Raw genomic sequence first — 16,751 nt, forward strand, 5'->3', positions numbered from 1 at the left:
CGCGAGCCACAGACACAGCTCGCGCCACCCGAATCCGCAAGGGATTTGTCGTGACCGCTAGCTAGAACCGAACAGGCCGCACAGGGACCCGAAGAGGCAGAGGCCTTCGCCCACTTCGGGCTCGTCGATCACCATGCAGGACGTGGTTCCGTCGACAGAAATGCATTTGCCGGTGCCCGCGCTCGCGGTACCTGGCGTCAATAGAGCAGTGGATAACACCAATGTAATTCCCGCGCCTGCTATTGCCACAGAACGGGTGAATCGAGACCGAGACATAGAAAACTCCATTTCGAATTGGCGTGAGTTTGGCGTCACGCGCGTCCGGACAAATCCCTGACGAGGATCGAGAGTCGCACGACCCAAAACGCCCGCGCGACAATCCATCCGAACCGATACGCAACCTTGGCTGGTTCGTTACCAATGTTGTGAAAGCGACACATGTGACGTATGTGGCACTCTTCGGGCACCCGGAACGGTACGGACGTATCAGAATTCCCGACACTAGAGCGAGCCGAATTCGGCTTTCCGAATCGCACCGAACAATTCGAATAATTCGTCTTTTAATTGCTTACGAGGCAGACTCGCAACCCAGAACAGACATCGCCACTTTGAGCAGAACGTGTTCGATTTCCGCAGGGGAGGCGGCCTCGACCATTTCGTTCGCAGTCAGGGCAACACCCAAAACTTCGATCGTGGCCGCAGCACGCAATTGCGCTTCGACCGTCGGATCCGGACCGGCGAGCCAGATGCGCAACTGTTCGTTGATCCGGAGAATTTCCGGAAACCGGTCGCCGAGCGCGTTCACGATCGCGACTGCATCACGGACGAACAGCGCGCCTTCGTGGCGATGCGCGACGAGGGCGGCGATGTAGTCGCGAAGCAATACCCGCACAGCACCTTCGGAGAACGGAGTCGTATTCAAATCGCTTGCTACCGAGCGCATCTCGTCGAAAATGGGCGAGACGATCGCAACGAGAAGGTCTACCTTCGACGCGTAGTGGTAGTAGAGGGACGCCTTGGTGATGCCGACTTCGTCGGCAACTTCGCGCAGGCTCGTCTGATCGAAGCCTTTTGCGGCGATCAGCCGGATCGCGGTATCGCGAATCTCCGATTTCGTATCTCTCGTTCTCACAGTTGGTCAGACCTCACGTGAACTGTCGTCGAACCCACATAAATCTCGATTGTCCGCCTACCGTGCGGTAGGTAGTCTACTCACCACTAGGCAGGCACATCCGGTTTGGAGGGACCGGTGTCGCAACGCCTGCGAATTTCGTGGTCTACAACCAGCTTCGAATCAAGGAGAAACTGTGTCGGTATACCTCTATCGGTGGGGGAAGTTCGCGTTCCGTCGAAAGTGGTTCGTTCTACCCGTCTGGCTGCTGTTGCTCGTCATCCTCGGATCCGTCTCCCAGGCGATCTCGAAGCCGATGGAAGACGACTTCACCATGCCCAACTTGCCCTCGGAGAGGGCGACCGAGATCCTGGACAAGCACTTCCCGGGCGCCTCGGATGCATTCAACTTCGACGCCGTCACCGGGACCTACGTGATCGGTGCACCGGCGGGCACGAAGCTCACCGATCCGAAGAACCAGGCGTCGGTCGACGCGCTCGTGGCCAAGTTGAACAACCTCGGCATCGTCGATCACGAGAAGCCACTCGAGAGCCCGATCAAGACGGCCGACGAGCAGGGCTGCCTGATTCCCGATCGGAGCGGACCCAACTTCACGTCCGACTGCAGTGGTGCGCCCGTGAACGTGCTCAACAAGGAAACGCCTGATTCAGTCGCGATCCTGCCGGTCAAGTTCAGCATCGAGAAGTGGCAGGACATCACCGAGGAAGACCGCACGCAGGCATACGACGTCGCTGACGAGGCCCGCGCCGCAGGTCTCGAGGTCGAACTGAGCGGCTCGATTGCGCAAGAGAACGAAGGCCCCGGTGGGTCGGCCGAGCTGATCGGTATGGGCGTCGCGCTCATCGTCATGATCGTCGCTTTCGGCGCCATCGTCGCGGCGTTCGTCCCGATCGTGACAGCCGTCGTGGGCCTGAGCGCCGCAACGATGCTGATCATGGCGGGTACGGCGATCACGTCTATTCCGACCTTCACGACGTTCCTCGCCTCGATGATCGGTATCGCGTTGTCGATCGACTACGCCCTGTTCATCGTCTCGCGGTACAAACACGAGCTCTCCGTCTCGTCCTCACCCGAAGAAGCTGCAGGTAGAGCGCTCGGTACCGCCGGATCGGCCGTCGTGTTCGCCGGTCTGACGGTGATCATCGCGCTGACCGGGCTGAGCGTCGTCGGCGTGTCGTTCCTGACCTGGATGGGCTTGGGCGGCGCACTGGCCGCAGCGTTCGCCGTGCTTGTCGCGCTGACGCTCATGCCGGCCCTGCTCGGAGCGTTCGGCAGGTTCCTGTTCAAGCCGAAGATTCCCGGCATCGCCAAGTACGACCCCGAGGACGACACACACGTCACCAACGGCATGCGGGTTGCGAAGGTCATCGGTCGGTACCCGGCGATCACACTGGCTGCCGGCGTCATCGTGCTCGGCCTGCTTGCTATCCCGGCGGTCAACCTGAACCTCGGCCTGCCGGGCGAGGACAGCCTGCCGACCACGTCGACCGTTCGCAAGGCCTACGAGCTGCGCACCGACGGCTTCGGCGAAGGCAGCAACGGCACACTCTCGGTGGCCGTCGACCTCGCGAGCGTTGCACCGGATCGCCGCGATGCTGCGCTCGATGCATTGAAGACCGAGCTGCAGTCGTACTCCGACATGGATTACGTGGTCGGACCGACGAAGAGCGACGACGGCGCAGGCGCCACATTCGAGGCCGTGCCGAAGTCAGGTCCGAACAATCAGGAGACCAAGGAGCTGGTCAAGGAAGCCCGCCAGGCCGAGGACAAGCTCAAGAGCGAGTACGGCATCGAATACGGCATCACCGGCACGACCGCGATCTATGCGGATGTCGACAACGTGCTGTTGCGATCGATCGTGCCCTACATGGCGATCGTCGCAGGTGCCGCGTTCATCCTGCTGATCCTGGTGTTCCGGTCGATCCTGGTTCCGCTGATCGGTGCACTCGGCTTCCTGCTGTCGATGGGTGCAACCTTCGGCGCGACGGTGCTGATCTTCCAGGAAGGGACGTTCGGGCTGATCAGTGATCCGCACCCGATTGTGAGCTTCTTGCCGATCATGTTGATCGGCTTGGTGTTCGGACTCGCGATGGACTACCAGGTCTTCCTGGTGACCCGTATGCGGGAGGAATACGTCCACGGGGCGACGCCGCTCGATGCGATGGTGAAGGGCTATCACCACGGTGCTCGCGTCGTGACGTCGGCGGCGATCATCATGATCTCGGTGTTCAGCGCATTCATGCTGGAATCCGACCCGACAGCGAAGACGATGGGCTTCGCCCTCGCTGCGGGTGTCTTCCTGGATGCGTTCATCGTTCGAATGGTGATCATCCCGGCGCTGCTCGCGTTGCTGGGCGAGAAGGCGTGGTGGATCCCGAAGTGGCTCGACCGGATCGTGCCCAACATCGATGTCGAGGGCGAGAAACTGGGCCCCCGCCATCCGGTGAAGGAAGATTTGGAACCCGTCAGCGTCAGCTGACCCGGAACTGGCGAAGGGACACCCGCTGCGGGTGTCCCTTCGTCGTTTCTAGCTCGGGTTCGGCTGGATGCCTACGGCAGTGCCATAGGCGCACACCTCGATACCGGTGCCGCCGAACTCCGTCGTCTCGAATCGGAATGCAACAACGGCATTCGCGCCGCGGTTCGTCGCCTCGGTTGCCAAGCGCTGCAACGCTTCCTGGCGACAATCGTGCAACAGTTGCGTGATGCCCTTGAGCTCACCACCCGCCATCGCCTTGAACCCCGCGCCGATGTTCGACCCGATGTTGCGCGACCGCACGGTGAGGCCGAAGCACTCGCCGAAGGTGTGGACGATCTGGTAGCCGGGGATGTCGTTGCTCGTGACGATGATCATCGCCCGAACATATGGGGCTCAACCGCCACAAATCAACGTTTCCGCGGGGATCCGATCAGGAATCGCGATTCGTGGAGCAACAGCCCCGCTCAGCTACCGAACAACGGTGGGAAGTTGGACGATCCCGCCGAACCCGTACCGCCGCCACCACAACCGGTAACGGTCGTCGTCTTCGCGACCGGTATGCGATCGTTCGCCTCCGGTCCGAGAATCACTCGGTAGTGCACCTCGTGGGTGGCAGCACCCGGGTTCGGCAGGTTGGCGACTTCGGCCAGGTTGACCTGCTGCTCCGTGTGAAACGGCGGTTCTACGTTGTTGCGATACAGATTCCCTGGCCATTGCGGAACGCTGGGATCCACGCCGGACGTCAGCGGTGGGCGACGACCGGTCGGACCGGTACCGTAGTCCTGCCCGGTCAGCGGTTCGTCGTCGATCCAGTAGTCCATGGTGTACGCGGTTGTGTTCGTGCGATTTTCCATCGAGAACGTCACCTTGCAGGCGCCGTTGTCGACCGCGTTGATATCGAGTCCCGCTGCCGAGGCAGTTCCGGGGTGCACAATTGCGATTATTCCTGCCGTCACAACTACTGTTGCCGATCTTTTCAGCCGCATAGTCGACCCATCAGTTTGGAAGTATGACCGTGGCCCAACGTAGAACAAGCCCGCCACCTGCGTAAATGCAGATGACGGGCTGTGACTGTCCTGTTAGGAAACTGTCACCAGCTCCTTGTCCTCCGAGCGAGGCAATTCGCGCTCGAGCTTCGCACCCTCGATGTCGACGTTCGGCAGGATCCGGTCCAGCCACTTGGGCAGGTACCAGGCCTTGTCACCGAGGAGCGCCATGACCGATGGGATGATCACCATTCGCACCACGAAGGCGTCGAAGAATACAGCCACCGCAAGGGCGAATCCCATTGCCTTGATGAAGGTTCCGGGCTCTGCCATGAAGGCCGCGAACACCGAGATCATGATGATCGCCGCGGCTGTCACGACCCGTGCGCCGTGGTTGAAGCCGCTCACGATCGCTTCCTTCGCGGACGCACCGTGCATGTATTCCTCACGCATCCGGGTCACCAGGAACACCTGGTAGTCCATCGCGAGCCCGAACACGACGCCGATCAGGAAGATCGGCATGAAGCTGACGATCGGCTGCGGGTTTGCGATGATTCCGCCCCAGCCCTCCTGGAAGATGGCGACCGTTGCACCGAAGGTCGCAGCGACGCTGAGCAGGAAGCCCAATGTTGCCGTGAGCGGCACCAGAATCGACCGGAACACGAGCATCAGCAGCACGAATGCCAGGCCGACGACCACCGCGAGGTACGGAATCAGCGCGCTCTGCAGTCGGTCTGACACGTCGTTCTCCAGCGCGGTCTGACCGGTGACGCCGTAGTCGACGCCGATGCTCGCCGTCAGATCACTCTCTGCATTGCGCAGGTTCTCGACGAGAGCCTTGGTCGCGTCGCTACTCGGTGAACTCTTCGGCGTGACCAGAATCTGCGCGGTATCGCCCGCTTCATTCACACCCACGACCTGGGCATTTGCAACGTCGGACTGGGCTTCGATCGTCTTGACGACCTCGCCGAATGCCTCTTCCGGTGCAACCGTTGCCGTTTGGGCGTCGACCACGACAAGGAGCGGTCCGTTCTTACCCGGGCCGAAGCTGTCGTTGACCAGGTCGTATGCCTTGCGAGCACTCGTCGCCGGATCGCCGGTCCCTTCGTTGGGCAGCGACAACGCCAGGTTTGCGGCCGGGATCGCCAGCAGGCCGAGCAGCAGGACGCCGCCGACCAGCGTGACCGCAGGCATCCGCGTGATGAACTGGGCGAAACGCTCTGCCCGCGTTGCCTTTCCGTCCTCGGTGTCACCCGATTTCAGGAACGGCACCTTGCCTGCGAAAGCCTTTGCGCCGAACAGACCGAGAATGGCCGGCAGCAACGTCAGGGCGATCAGTACCGCGATCAGGACGGTAAAGGCCGCCGCAGCACCCATGTCGGAGAGGAAAGGAATTCCGACGACGCGCAGCGCGACCAGGGCGATGATCACTGTCAGACCGGCGAACACGACTGCCGATCCCGCGGTGCCGACAGCGCGTCCGGCAGCCTCGGAACGATCTTCCGTCTTCGTCAGCTCATGGCGATAACGCGAGACGATGAACAACGAATAGTCGATTGCGACCGCCAAACCGATCATGATGGCGAGCGTCGGCGTCATCGAACTGAGGTCGATGAATCCGGTCGCGATCGTGATGCCCATGCTGCCGATCGCGATGCCGATGATCGCGGTGATCAGCGGAAGTCCAGCTGCAACAAGCGAACCGAACGTGATCATCAGAACGATCGCCGCAACGGCGATGCCGACCAACTCAGTGGCCCCACCCGGGGGCTCCTGCTCGGACGCTGCGCTACCGCTGACCTCGACGGTCAAGCCGGCGTCACGACCGAGATCCGCCGCGGCGTTGATCTCGCTGCGCAACTCGTCCGTCACGTCGCTGAAGCCACCGCTGAACGGCACCTCCACGTAGCCCACGGTCTTGTCCGGGCTGAGCGGCGACACGGCCTGCGTGTCGGCGACGGCGGTACCGCCGCGCTCGGATGCAGCGGCGATCATCTGCTGATTAGCAGCGACCGGGTCGGCGAGGTTCGCCTTCGCCTCTTCCTTGACCTGCGACATGGTCTTCAGCTTGTCGATGACGGCATCCATTGCCGCCTCGTTTGGCGGCGTGTCGAGCGTTTGGCCGTCCGGCGCAGCAAAGACGATCCGCGCGGAGAGCGAGTTCATCGGATCGGCTGCGCCGGGGAAACGCTCGGCCATGAGGTCCTGCGCCTGCTGAGCAGGCGTACCCGGAATCGAGAACGATTCCGACGTAGGTCCGGAAAGCGTTGCGGCGCCGACGCCGAACAGGACGAGCAAGATCAACCAGGCGGAAAGGACGACGCCTTTTCGCCGATACGCGAATCTTCCGATTCGGTACAGATAGGTGGCCACGAGAACTCCTTGTGGGATCGGTGTGGGTCAGTTGCAGCCGGGCTGGGGCAAGCCGCGGCGAAGGAGGTCGAACGCCTCGGACACCAGCTCATGCGGTGCCCGTCCGGCTGCGTTACCGCTCAGCCAGAGCTCCAGAGAGGTCTTGATGGCACAGCCGACGACCATCTGGAGCAGGTTGGGATAAAGGTCGGAATCCACGTCGGTCCCGGTCCGCTCGGCGATCGCGACGCCGAGATGGCGCCCGATGTTTTCGTGCATGCGGTGCGTCTTCGCCATCAACGCCGGCGACTCCTCGATGAGTCGAGACACTGCGCTCATCTCGTGCGGATCGTTTGCCGGATCCGAGACATAAGCGACGGCAAGGTTTTGGAGCGATTCCCAGATCGGCTCGTCGGCCGGTCGCGCCCGCAGCGCTGCCACCCACACATCCACCGAGGACTCCGCGCCGTACAAGATCGCGTCTTCCTTGGATGGAAAGTAGTTGTGGAACGTGCGGGTCGAGACCCCTACCTCCGCGGCAATTGCGTCGGCAGTAGCAGCAGCGAGGCCGTTGGCAGAAGCCAACTTGATGGCCGCTTTGCTGAGCGCCTCTTTGGTGGCGGCCTTCTTACGTTCCCGAAGTCCGGTCGAACTGGTCATGCGTTCAAGAGTGGCAGAAAATTGCAGAGGTCTGCAAGTTTGCAGACAAATGCAAGTTTGCGATGTTCGACACAGTGGTTCCTTGGCTGTGACGGCGGTCACTGCTCCCACCGCACTTTTCGTCGCACCCCGGCTCGGGCGTCGCACCGAAAATAGGGCCAAAATTTCGGTGCGGATCCCTAAAGTCGGTGCGACTGAAGGGGTTCGAGGCGAGTTTCGGCCCGGCGGGTCCGGTGAGTGGGCTATCTGAGCGGCAGGACGCGCCGACACCCCCCGGCACGGCCCACTCGGCCGGCGACGCACCGCGCCCCGGCTAGGCTCCGCACCGTGACCAGGACACCTGCGATATCAGGACGCACGCTCGCAATCTCGGCAGCCGCCGCCTTGTCGATCATGGTGATTCTCGGGATCCCTGAGCTCACGATGCAAAGGCTGGGCGCTGGAATTCTCGACTTCGAACTTGCGCGAACGCCCGAGACCGCCGCACGAATCCTTGCCGATTGGGGCGACGAAGGTCGGCAAGCGGTGCTGTGGTCGCTGTGGGGCGACTTCGCGTTCATCGTTGCCTATACAACGTTCGCGGTCCTGGCCTGCCTGACCGTTCGCAACGCGCTCGCGACAACGCGGCCACAATTCGCACGACTCGGGCAAATCTTCGCTTCGGGCGCCGTCATCGCCGCCGCCGCCGACTGCATCGAGAACGCCAACCTGCTCGCGATCGTCTACGACGGACCCGACAGCCCTTACCCGCAGGTCGCCTTCGGTGCGGCGGTCGTGAAGTTCACCCTGATCGGCGCGGCGCTGGGTTACGCGCTTATCGGTGGCGGTCTCGTGCTCGCTGCCCGCCGTCGTCGACTCCTCGCACAAAAAAACTCCCCGCCTGACTGATCAGGCGGGGAGTTTTTGGCGGTGGCGGAGGGATTTGAACCCTCGGACGGGGGTTACCCGTCACACGCTTTCGAGGCGTGCTCCTTAGGCCGCTCGGACACGCCACCGCCGCAGACTCTACCGGAGATCTGCGGCGGTGCTAAATCGCCTGCACAGGAAGCTATGAGCCGCCGGTTACCTTGTCCTTGAGGTCCGTAGCAGCGTCGACGGCCTTGTCGATGACCGGTTGCAACGCGTCCTTGGCCGCGTTGGCGAGTTCCTCGGCCTTCCCGAGTGCAGCCTCGGCGGCGTCTTTGGCTTGGCCCGCGACGTTTTCTGCGGTGGCTTTCGCGTCGTCAGCAATACCCATGAGGTTCCTCCCTCGAAGTGTTTACGCCGACCGTCCGGCGCACGGCCTAATGTTCGCACCACCTGGGGTTATCGATGCGGGAAACAACAGAAGTCAGCGTCTTGGTCCGAAGAAGTCATCCAGTAGCGCCGCGCACTCGTCGGCGAGCACCCCGCCGACAACGTCGGGCCGGTGATTGAGCCGCCGGTCGCGGACCACATCCCACAGCGAACCGACCGCGCCCGTCTTCGGTTCCCACGCCCCGAACACGACCCGGCCCACCCGAGCGAGGACCAGGGCGCCGGCGCACATCGTGCAGGGTTCCAGAGTGACGACGAGCGTTGCGCCTTCGAGGCGCCAACCGTCGCCGTGCACGCGGGCCGCTTCGCGGAGGGCGAGAATCTCGGCGTGGGCGGTCGGATCACCGGTGGCTTCCCGCGCGTTGGCCGCTCGTGCAAGCACTGTGCCGTCGGCTGCGACGACAACAGCGCCGACCGGCACATCGTCTGCCCCGGCAAGCCCCGCGGCCGCGATCGCCGCCCGCATGAGGGCCTCGTCGTTCAATTACCGCGGCAGCTTGTCGAGAACTGCCGAAAGCTCGTTCGCGAAACCGAGCCGCGCGGCGATCATGCCGAGTTGCTCGTCCGGGTACAGATCGGTCTCCGCGACGATGACAGCGAGGACCGGCTCTGGCAGTCCGAGGTCGGCGAGCACGCCGAGGTCGCCCTCTTCCCACGGTTCGACGTCGTCTAGTTCGTCAGGGTCGATGTCGGGAATTTCGACGTTGATCGCGTCGAGGACCTCGGCGGCAATGTCGTAATCGATCGCTGCGGTTGCGTCCGAAATCAGCAGCCGCGTGCCGGAGGGGGCGGGACGCAGGACGACGAAAAACTCGTCGTCGACGTCGAGCAGCCCGAAGACGGCGCCCGCGCTGCGCAGTTCCCGGAGCTCGGTCTCCGCGACCGACAAACTCGTGAGCGCCGCACTCGTCATCGGCGTACAACGCCATTTGCCCTCTTCGCGAACAACGGCGACGCCGAATCCCTCCAGATCGTCGTAGTCGTCCGAGGTAGCGCGGTTTGTGCTCGAACTGCTGTTGCGCGAACCCTGTGCAGCCATGCGCGCAACGGTAGTCCGCCGCTCCCGTTTTGTTGAAGTCGCGGTAGGCATTCGCCCGCCGTGTGCCACCCTGAGCATGTGTCAGCACATGTCGAACCGCCAGTGTGCGTGCTCGGTCTCGGTTTGATCGGCGGATCGCTTCTGCGTGCCGCCGTGGCTGCGGGACGCGAAGCGTGGGGTTACAACCGTTCCGTTTCGGCCGTCGAACAGGCCCGCGCCGACGGCTTCGACGCCAGTGCGGACCTCGCCGAAGTCCTCGGAAAAGCCCAGGCACGACGCGCCCTCGTCGTGGTCGGTGTGCCGATGCCCGCTGTCGACGGCGTACTCGCGGCGGTCGCCGAGTTCGCGCCAGGCTGTCCGCTGACCGACGTGGTGAGCGTCAAAGCGCCGGTGTCGGCAGCGGTCGCCGCACATGGACTCGCCGCCAGGTACGTCGGTGGGCATCCGATGGCAGGCACTGCCGAATCCGGCTGGACCGCGTCCGACGCGAACCTCTTCCGAGACGCTGTATGGGTCGTCGCGACCGACAACGGTGTCGATCCCGCCATCTGGTCGGCGGTCGCCCGGCTGGCGCTGGCTTGCGGTTCGGTCGTCGTGCCCGCCGAGTCCGTCGAACACGACGGTGCGGTCGCCCGCATCTCGCACCTGCCGCATCTGCTGGCCGAAGCTCTCGCGTTGTCGGGCGCAGCAGGTGGCGACCTCGCCCTCGGGCTCGCCGCCGGCTCCTTCCGCGACGGCACCCGGGTTGCCGGATCGGCGCCTGCGCTGGTCCGCGCGATGTGTGAGGCGAACGCGGACGCCTTGCTCGCCGCTTTGGACGAGACGTTGACCGTATTGAGCACGGCCCGGACCGCTTTGGCCGACTTCGCGTCCACCGCGGAACTCGTCGAGGCCGGCTACGACGCCCGCCTCCGCTACGAGAACGTCGAGCGGTGGGAAATCACGGGTATCGAGCCGGGTAGTCCCGACTGGGTCGAGCGGCTCCGCGATGCCGGCCGGCGCGGCGGTGTACTGCGCGCGTTGTGAGGGGTCAGATTCTCTCGGCCAAGCCCGGGTAGTCGAGCACGAAACCCTCGGCGTCGACCTTCAGCGTCGAACTCGACACCGGCGACAGCACGTGAATTCCATCGGCACCGCTGCTGTAGGTCAGGCCGGCCTCTTGGACCGTGAGATCGGGCAAGCTCACGTAGACGACCGGAATCTGGAGATCTTCCGACTCCGTCTGCAGTCCGAACCGGCGGATCGGGAGCGTGTTGAAGAACGGGCTGAGGACCACGTCGACATCCAGCGCGCCACCGAACAACGATCGGACGTGCGTGCTCGCGCTCTCGACCATCCAGTAGCCCTCTTCGTCGCGGACGATCGACAGCTGCCGTTCGCCTGCGGCGACCTGGGTCAACAGCGAAAGTCTGCGCGTCGCACCGTTCTCGTCGGTCAGCAACGAGTACCACGTGCTGAACGCCGCATGCTCGGGACAATCACCGCCGACGATTCGGCCGGTTGCCTTGATCCGGTTGCCATTGAGCTGCACCCGTACCGATTCCATGCGTGGCGCATTGTGCGCACGCCAGGTAAGCATCGCTGGCCACGGCGAAGCCGGAACGTCCGCTGACCCGGCGGATCCGGAGGCTGGGGATGTCACCCGTCTACGTTATGCGACGCGCAGATCGGTGGCACGAGCGGTAGCACACAACTTCGCTTTGCGTCGATCGCAAAACCTGTCGGTGAACTCGAGTAACGTTCCCTTGCGAGAGTGCACGATCGGGCCGCGTCATCGAGGACGCGCGAAAGAAGAAGGGGAACAGTGACCGCTGGCGGAAGCATGGCCGGGCTGTTCGCCGGAATCGGCGGGTTGGAACTCGGCTTGAGCGAACACGGTTGGCGGACCGAACTGCTCTGCGAAATAGACACCGGCGCACAGGCAGTGCTCAGAGCGAGGTTCGGCGACGTCCCCATCACAGCGGACGTGACGGCGTTGCGCGGTATCCCGGCGGGTACCGAACTGGTCGCCGCCGGCTTCCCCTGCCAGGACCTGTCACAAGCCGGACGGACGGCCGGAATCACCGGTGCACGTTCAGGTTTGGTCGACGAAGTGTTCCGACTCGTGAAGCGCAAACGCGGTCCGCGCTGGTTGCTCATCGAGAACGTGCCCTTCATGCTGCAACTCGGACGCGGGGCGGCGATGCGCCACATCACCGACGCACTCGAAGACATGGGCTACACGTGGGCATATCGGGTTGTCGACGCCCGCGCGTTCGGCCTGCCACAGCGCCGCCAGCGCGTCCTCATGCTCGCTTCGCGAACGGAAGATCCGCGCGAGGTGCTGTTCACCGACGACGCCGGACCTGACGAATCCGGAGACCCCGCATTGCACCCGTGCGGTTTCTACTGGACTGAGGGGGTCCGCGGTCTCGGCTGGGCAGTCAATGCCGTGCCGACGTTGAAGGGCGGTTCGACGATCGGTATCGCGAGTCCCCCGGCGGTTCGCCTGCCGTCGGGCGAGATCGTGACCCCGGGAATCGTTGGTGCCGAACGACTCCAGGGGTTCGATCCGGATTGGACAGCCCCGGCGATCAACGCCCCCGGTGTCCGCCCCGGCCACCGCTGGAAGCTGGTCGGCAATGCCGTGAGCGTGCGGATGGCGTCGTGGGTCGGTCACAAGCTCGCGAACCCGCAGTCGTACTCGAACGATCAGGAAACGCTGTTGCTACCCGGCCAGCGCTGGCCGACCGCGGCGTGGGGCCGCAACCGAGTCACGCATGCCGTGCCGCTGTCGACCTGGCCGGTGCAGGAACCGTACGAAGATCTCGCAGGCTTCCTGGACGACAGCAGGCTGCTGTCGGCCAGGGCAACAGCCGGATTCTTGCGTCGAACTCGGTTGGGCAACTTGCGTTTTCCACCCGGCTTCCTCGACGACATCGAGAACCATCTCGATCGCATGGGTGGCTACCCCGACGTGGCGGCATGACGGACGCGCTCTTTCCCCTGCCCGCACCGCCTCCACCGCTGGCGCGCGCCCTCATGCTGAGTGGCGCCAAACCGACGCCCGACGCAGAACGCGGCGACAAGAAGAACTACGCCCAGCGCCTGTCGAATCACCTCGCCCAGACAGTCGCCGATTCCCTCCGCACGCTGTATCCGGACATCACACCAACGGCCAGCGGCGCCGGGCAGGAAGCTGCGATCGACGTCGCCAAAGGTCGAAAGCGGTTGGACGTCAAGGCAATCGACCCGATGCTCGGGCTGATCCTCTGCGTGTCGATCAAGACGTACAGCTTTCAGGACTACAGCCCGACCACTGGACGGCTTGGCCGGTGGACCAAGAACATCGTCCGCAACGACCACGAACTGCGCGGCGAAGCGATGGTCGTGCATCAGCGTCAGCCCTACAGCGTGCTGGTCGCGGTGATGTTCGAGCCGATCGCGACGTGCGACGACGGCGACCCGACCAAGACGAGCGACATCGCGAAATCGTCTTTCGCACACCATGTTACGACTCTGGCAAAGCGGACCGGCCGCGGTAAACGACCGGTGCACGGTGGTCCGGAACGACTGTGGGTGGATCTCGGCGCCGAAGACACCAGGTACGACCTGTTCGAGAAGGTCTTCATCGGGCTGTACGACGAGGACGGGTCGGTCCGCTTCTTCGACGTCGAGGAGGCACCGCCGCGCAACGGCCGGCCGCCGGATTCTCGAACCCTGTCTTTCGACGAATTCGTCGCCGCCGTCCATGGCGAGGTCGAACGCCGCAACCGGTTCGCTCCGACGTGGTCCGACGAAGAGGACGACTAACGTTGCAGTGTGCCCGCTACCGATCCGGTCACCAGCGCGCGGCTCAGTAAGCAGCGCCGGCGTGACACGGCCCCGGAGATCGCGCTGCGGCGCGAGCTGCACCGGCGCGGACTGCGTTTCTTCGTCGACCGCGCTCCCCTGCCTGGCTTGCGGCGCCGTGCCGATCTGGTGTTCCCGCGGCGCCGAGTGGCCGTCTATGTGGACGGTTGCTTCTGGCATCGCTGCCCGATCCACGCGACCGATCCGAAGAACAACGCCGAATGGTGGGCCACGAAACTGGCCACGAATGTGCGCCGCGACCGCGATACCGACGCCAGGCTCGCCGAAGCCGGCTGGCAGGTCGTCCGGGTGTGGGAACACGAGTTACCGACCGTTGCGGCTGACAGGGTGGCCCAACTACTACGCTGAACCGCGATGACCGCGTCTGCACGCCGTGCCCTCGCACTGGCGATCATGATCGGCGGTGTCGCGTACTCCTCGTGGGTACTGGAAAACGTCCTCCACACCGGCCTCGACCCGAGTGAAACGTTTCTCAGCGAGCTCGACGCGGTCGGGCAGCGGTATCGCGATGTCTTCTCGACGGCGGACACCGCATCCGGGACCGTCCTCGCTGTCGCCGCCGTCATTGCGCTGTTCGGATTACGGCGTCGTCGCCTGACCACCGTCGGCTGGAGCGCGCTCTTCGTTTTCGGTGCCGCGACCATCGCCGACGCGCAACTGCCCATCAGTTGCGTGCCGACGCCGATGCACCCGTGCCCCAGCTCGCCGAGCGGACTGTTCCCGCAACTGCATCACATTCACGCGCTGACCAGCACCATTGCGGTCAACGCGATCTTCGTGGCAATGATCGCGTTCACCTGGGCGGCGTTCCGCTACCGAATTCTGCCCGTCGTGCGCGCGATCGGTCTGGCGCTCTTCGTCGTCGCGTCCGCAACCACAGTGTGGATGCTGATCGCGGACAACCTGCCCGGTGAATACGCCCTCGGGATTGCCCAGCGCATTCAGGTCGGCACGATGTCACTGTGGGTCGTGACGTTGGGATTCGCCGTGTGGAAGAGCGTCAGCGACGACCGATGACGGTCAATTGCCATACCGCGATCTTCCAGTCCGCCTTCTCGTGGCTCATGACGAACATCGACTGACCGACCGGCTCCCCGACGAGGATTTCGCCGTCCGTAGTGATCGGATCGTGGCGAACCGTCACCGCCGCAACGTCATTGCGAACAAAGGCGATGTTGACGACGTCGAATCGCAACGCCGCGTCCTCGGGTGCCTCGATCAGGTAGAGGGTCGCTGCGGCCAAGATGGAATCGGATCCGACGTTGGGAACGCCGAAAATGTCGACGTACACCGCGTCCTCGCGGAAGTGCGACATGATCCCGGCGACGTCTCGCGCATGAAAGATCCGCGCCAACTCGGCGATTGTCTGTTGGATCGACGCAACGTCCTCGTCGCGAACTCTCTGCGTCGAGCGTTTCACGGTCCCTCCCCACTCGTAATTCGCTCAGCGTATGCAGATCGACCACAATCTGTGCAGTCGTCATAGCGATCGAGAGGAAGTGCGATGGTCCACATCCACCACAAGGGCGAGGCAGCCGTTCCACAGCAGTATCTGTTCGACTACGTCTCCGACTTCCGCAACGCCACCGAGTGGCTGTTCGGGATCACGAAGCTCGAACTGAAGAGCGAGATCGAATACGGCCTCGGCACGGTGTACGAGGGTGGCATGAAGCTCGGACCGAAGACACTTGGCGCCGTGTTCAACATGGACCGGTTCGAACCGCCGAACGTGTTCCACTTCGATTACGTGTCGGGCTTCGAAGTCCGCTCGCTGTGGGAGTTCCGCGCGATCGGCGACGAAGTTTCGGAGCTCGAACTCAACCTCGAATACGTCTTGCCGGGCGGCATGGCGGGCCGCGCCCTCGGCAAGATCATCGAACCCTTCGTCGCGATCGCCGTTCGCCATTCCGACAACACGCTGCGCAAAAAGATCGAAGCGAAGTACGCGGCGTCCAAGACAGCCTGAGTCCAGCGCGTCGGCGGGCATTGACAAACCCTGCAGTCATTGAGAGTGTTTGTGTATCATTGCATCACCGCCGATGCGGGCGTTGCGCGTGCGCGCGTCCAGGAATAGGACAACGATGGCCGCTCCCGTCCAGGTCGTTCCCGACGCTTCTACGCACGTCGACTTTCAGATAGCCGATTACGTCTACGGCATTACTGCATTCCTCGGCGGCACGGCGAACGTGATCATGCAGCTCAGCCAGGCGCCGGTGGGCTACGGCGTTGTCGAGAGCACGGTCGACAGCGGCAAGGTCACCAAGCACCCGATCAAACGGATGCGGACGACGTTGACCTACCTCGCGGTGGCGCTGATGGGTTCCGAAGAGGAACGCATTCGCTACCGCGAGGCGGTGAACGTCTCGCATCGGCCCGTTCACTCGGGCCCGGACAGCCCTGTCAAATACAACGCCTTCGACAAGAAGCTCCAACTGTGGGTCGCGATGTGCCTGTACCGGGGCGTCGTCGACACACTGGAGGCGATGGACGGCCCGCTCGACGACGCAACGGCCGATGCCCTGTACGCACACTGCGAACGGCTCGGGACCACGTTGCAGGTGCCCGCGTACATGTGGCCGCCCAACCGCGCAGCCTTCGACGTCGCATGGGAGCGCTCACTCGACGAGGTGTCCATCGACCCGACCGTGCGCAAGTACCTCACCGCACTGATGACCCTCGAGTTCATGCCGTGGCCGATTCACAAACTCTTCGGAAAACCGCAGACCTTCATCGTGACCGGATTCCTGCCGCAGCGCTTCCGCGACGAAATGCACCTGACGTTTTCCGAAAGCGACCAGCGGCGCTTCGATCGACTCCTACGCGTGATCGGTGCGGTCAACCGTCGGCTGCCCGGACCCCTGCGCCGGTTTCCGTTCAACCTGTACCTGACCGACCTGCGGCTGCGAATCCGGTTCGACCGCGCGCTCGTGTGAGCGTCGAGCCACATCATTCGAC

19 protein-coding genes and 1 tRNA gene are annotated in these 16,751 nt (G+C 63.6%); 9 read left to right on the forward strand and 11 right to left on the reverse strand.

The genetic code is table 11. The features are described 5' to 3' along the window. Window positions 1-568: 568 nt before the first annotated feature. The gene (locus JGU72_RS15890) at window positions 569-1,132 is read right to left on the reverse strand and encodes a TetR/AcrR family transcriptional regulator (RefSeq protein WP_199684926.1); all 564 of its coding nucleotides are present in this window, start codon (window positions 1,130-1,132) and stop codon (window positions 569-571) included. A gap of 175 nt (window positions 1,133-1,307) precedes the next feature. Here JGU72_RS15890 and JGU72_RS15895 point away from each other — a divergent pair, with 175 nt between their 5' ends. After that, window positions 1,308-3,611: an MMPL family transporter gene (locus JGU72_RS15895; RefSeq protein ID WP_199684927.1), complete on the forward strand. Its 2,304-nt coding sequence runs from the start codon at window positions 1,308-1,310 to the stop codon at window positions 3,609-3,611. Between the two features lie 48 nt (window positions 3,612-3,659). Here JGU72_RS15895 and JGU72_RS15900 read toward each other — a convergent pair whose 3' ends face one another. From JGU72_RS15900 to JGU72_RS15915, 4 genes are all read right to left on the reverse strand, one after another. Beyond that, entirely contained in the window at window positions 3,660-3,986 is a 327-nt protein-coding gene (locus tag JGU72_RS15900) for a YbjQ family protein (RefSeq protein WP_199684928.1), read from the reverse strand. An 89-nt stretch (window positions 3,987-4,075) separates the two neighbouring features. Continuing rightward, entirely contained in the window at window positions 4,076-4,567 is a 492-nt protein-coding gene (locus tag JGU72_RS15905) for a hypothetical protein (RefSeq protein ID WP_199684929.1), read from the reverse strand. Window positions 4,568-4,690: 123 nt separating this feature from the next. Beyond that, entirely contained in the window at window positions 4,691-6,970 is a 2,280-nt protein-coding gene (locus JGU72_RS15910) for an MMPL family transporter (protein ID WP_199684930.1), read from the reverse strand. Between the two features lie 27 nt (window positions 6,971-6,997). Next, the gene (locus tag JGU72_RS15915) at window positions 6,998-7,609 is read right to left on the reverse strand and encodes an acyl-CoA-like ligand-binding transcription factor (RefSeq protein ID WP_199684931.1); all 612 of its coding nucleotides are present in this window, start codon (window positions 7,607-7,609) and stop codon (window positions 6,998-7,000) included. Between the two features lie 327 nt (window positions 7,610-7,936). Between JGU72_RS15915 and JGU72_RS15920 the strand changes: the two genes are divergently transcribed. Beyond that, on the forward strand, window positions 7,937-8,497 hold the full coding sequence (locus tag JGU72_RS15920) for a hypothetical protein (RefSeq protein ID WP_199684932.1): 561 nt from the start codon (window positions 7,937-7,939) through the stop codon (window positions 8,495-8,497). Between the two features lie 16 nt (window positions 8,498-8,513). Here JGU72_RS15920 and JGU72_RS15925 read toward each other — a convergent pair. The 4 genes from JGU72_RS15925 to JGU72_RS15940 all read right to left on the reverse strand — a co-directional run bounded on the left by JGU72_RS15925 (window position 8,514) and on the right by JGU72_RS15940 (window position 9,944). After that, window positions 8,514-8,604 (reverse strand) — tRNA-Ser (locus tag JGU72_RS15925). 53 nt (window positions 8,605-8,657) lie between these two features. Further along, window positions 8,658-8,846, reverse strand: coding sequence for a CsbD family protein (locus tag JGU72_RS15930; RefSeq protein WP_199684933.1), 189 nt, complete (start codon window positions 8,844-8,846; stop codon window positions 8,658-8,660). Window positions 8,847-8,939: 93 nt separating this feature from the next. Beyond that, window positions 8,940-9,389, reverse strand: coding sequence for a tRNA adenosine(34) deaminase TadA (tadA, locus tag JGU72_RS15935; RefSeq protein ID WP_267909225.1), 450 nt, complete (start codon window positions 9,387-9,389; stop codon window positions 8,940-8,942). Beyond that, window positions 9,390-9,944 (reverse strand): tRNA adenosine deaminase-associated protein, encoded by a 555-nt coding sequence (locus tag JGU72_RS15940; RefSeq protein ID WP_199684935.1) that lies wholly within the window; start codon window positions 9,942-9,944, stop codon window positions 9,390-9,392. A 60-nt stretch (window positions 9,945-10,004) separates the two neighbouring features. On the opposite strand from JGU72_RS15940, the gene JGU72_RS15945 reads away from it, so the two are divergent. After that, window positions 10,005-10,970, forward strand: coding sequence for a prephenate dehydrogenase (locus tag JGU72_RS15945; RefSeq protein ID WP_199684936.1), 966 nt, complete (start codon window positions 10,005-10,007; stop codon window positions 10,968-10,970). A 4-nt stretch (window positions 10,971-10,974) separates the two neighbouring features. Here the strand turns inward: JGU72_RS15945 and JGU72_RS15950 are convergent, their stop codons facing one another. Beyond that, the gene (locus JGU72_RS15950; protein ID WP_199685351.1) at window positions 10,975-11,523 is read right to left on the reverse strand and encodes a putative glycolipid-binding domain-containing protein; all 549 of its coding nucleotides are present in this window, start codon (window positions 11,521-11,523) and stop codon (window positions 10,975-10,977) included. Window positions 11,524-11,766: 243 nt separating this feature from the next. Between JGU72_RS15950 and JGU72_RS15955 the strand changes: the two genes are divergently transcribed. Genes JGU72_RS15955 through JGU72_RS15970 form a run of 4 tightly spaced genes read left to right on the forward strand, consistent with a single transcriptional unit; the run spans window position 11,767 to window position 14,813 of the window. After that, on the forward strand, window positions 11,767-12,912 hold the full coding sequence (locus JGU72_RS15955) for a DNA cytosine methyltransferase (RefSeq protein WP_199685352.1): 1,146 nt from the start codon (window positions 11,767-11,769) through the stop codon (window positions 12,910-12,912). Next, entirely contained in the window at window positions 12,909-13,736 is an 828-nt protein-coding gene (locus tag JGU72_RS15960; RefSeq protein WP_199684937.1) for a hypothetical protein, read from the forward strand. The genes JGU72_RS15955 and JGU72_RS15960 overlap by 4 nt, the downstream gene beginning before the upstream one ends. 9 nt (window positions 13,737-13,745) lie before the next feature. Beyond that, entirely contained in the window at window positions 13,746-14,144 is a 399-nt protein-coding gene (locus JGU72_RS15965; protein WP_199684938.1) for a very short patch repair endonuclease, read from the forward strand. A gap of 6 nt (window positions 14,145-14,150) precedes the next feature. Next, window positions 14,151-14,813 (forward strand): DUF998 domain-containing protein, encoded by a 663-nt coding sequence (locus JGU72_RS15970; protein ID WP_199684939.1) that lies wholly within the window; start codon window positions 14,151-14,153, stop codon window positions 14,811-14,813. On the opposite strand, the gene JGU72_RS15975 is transcribed toward JGU72_RS15970, so the two are convergent. Next, complete coding sequence (locus JGU72_RS15975; protein ID WP_199684940.1) at window positions 14,797-15,216, reverse strand: SgcJ/EcaC family oxidoreductase; 420 nt, start codon at window positions 15,214-15,216, stop codon at window positions 14,797-14,799. The genes JGU72_RS15970 and JGU72_RS15975 overlap by 17 nt on opposite strands. Before the next feature lie 84 nt (window positions 15,217-15,300). Between JGU72_RS15975 and JGU72_RS15980 the strand changes: the two genes are divergently transcribed. Both JGU72_RS15980 and JGU72_RS15985 read left to right on the forward strand, forming a co-directional pair. Beyond that, entirely contained in the window at window positions 15,301-15,762 is a 462-nt protein-coding gene (locus JGU72_RS15980; RefSeq protein ID WP_199684941.1) for an SRPBCC family protein, read from the forward strand. Window positions 15,763-15,877: 115 nt separating this feature from the next. Then, window positions 15,878-16,729, forward strand: coding sequence for an oxygenase MpaB family protein (locus JGU72_RS15985; protein WP_199684942.1), 852 nt, complete (start codon window positions 15,878-15,880; stop codon window positions 16,727-16,729). Window positions 16,730-16,751: the final 22 nt, after the last annotated feature.

Source organism: Antrihabitans auranticaus (genome assembly GCF_016481275.1).
In the GTDB taxonomy this organism is placed as follows: Bacteria; Actinomycetota; Actinomycetes; order Mycobacteriales; family Mycobacteriaceae; genus Antrihabitans.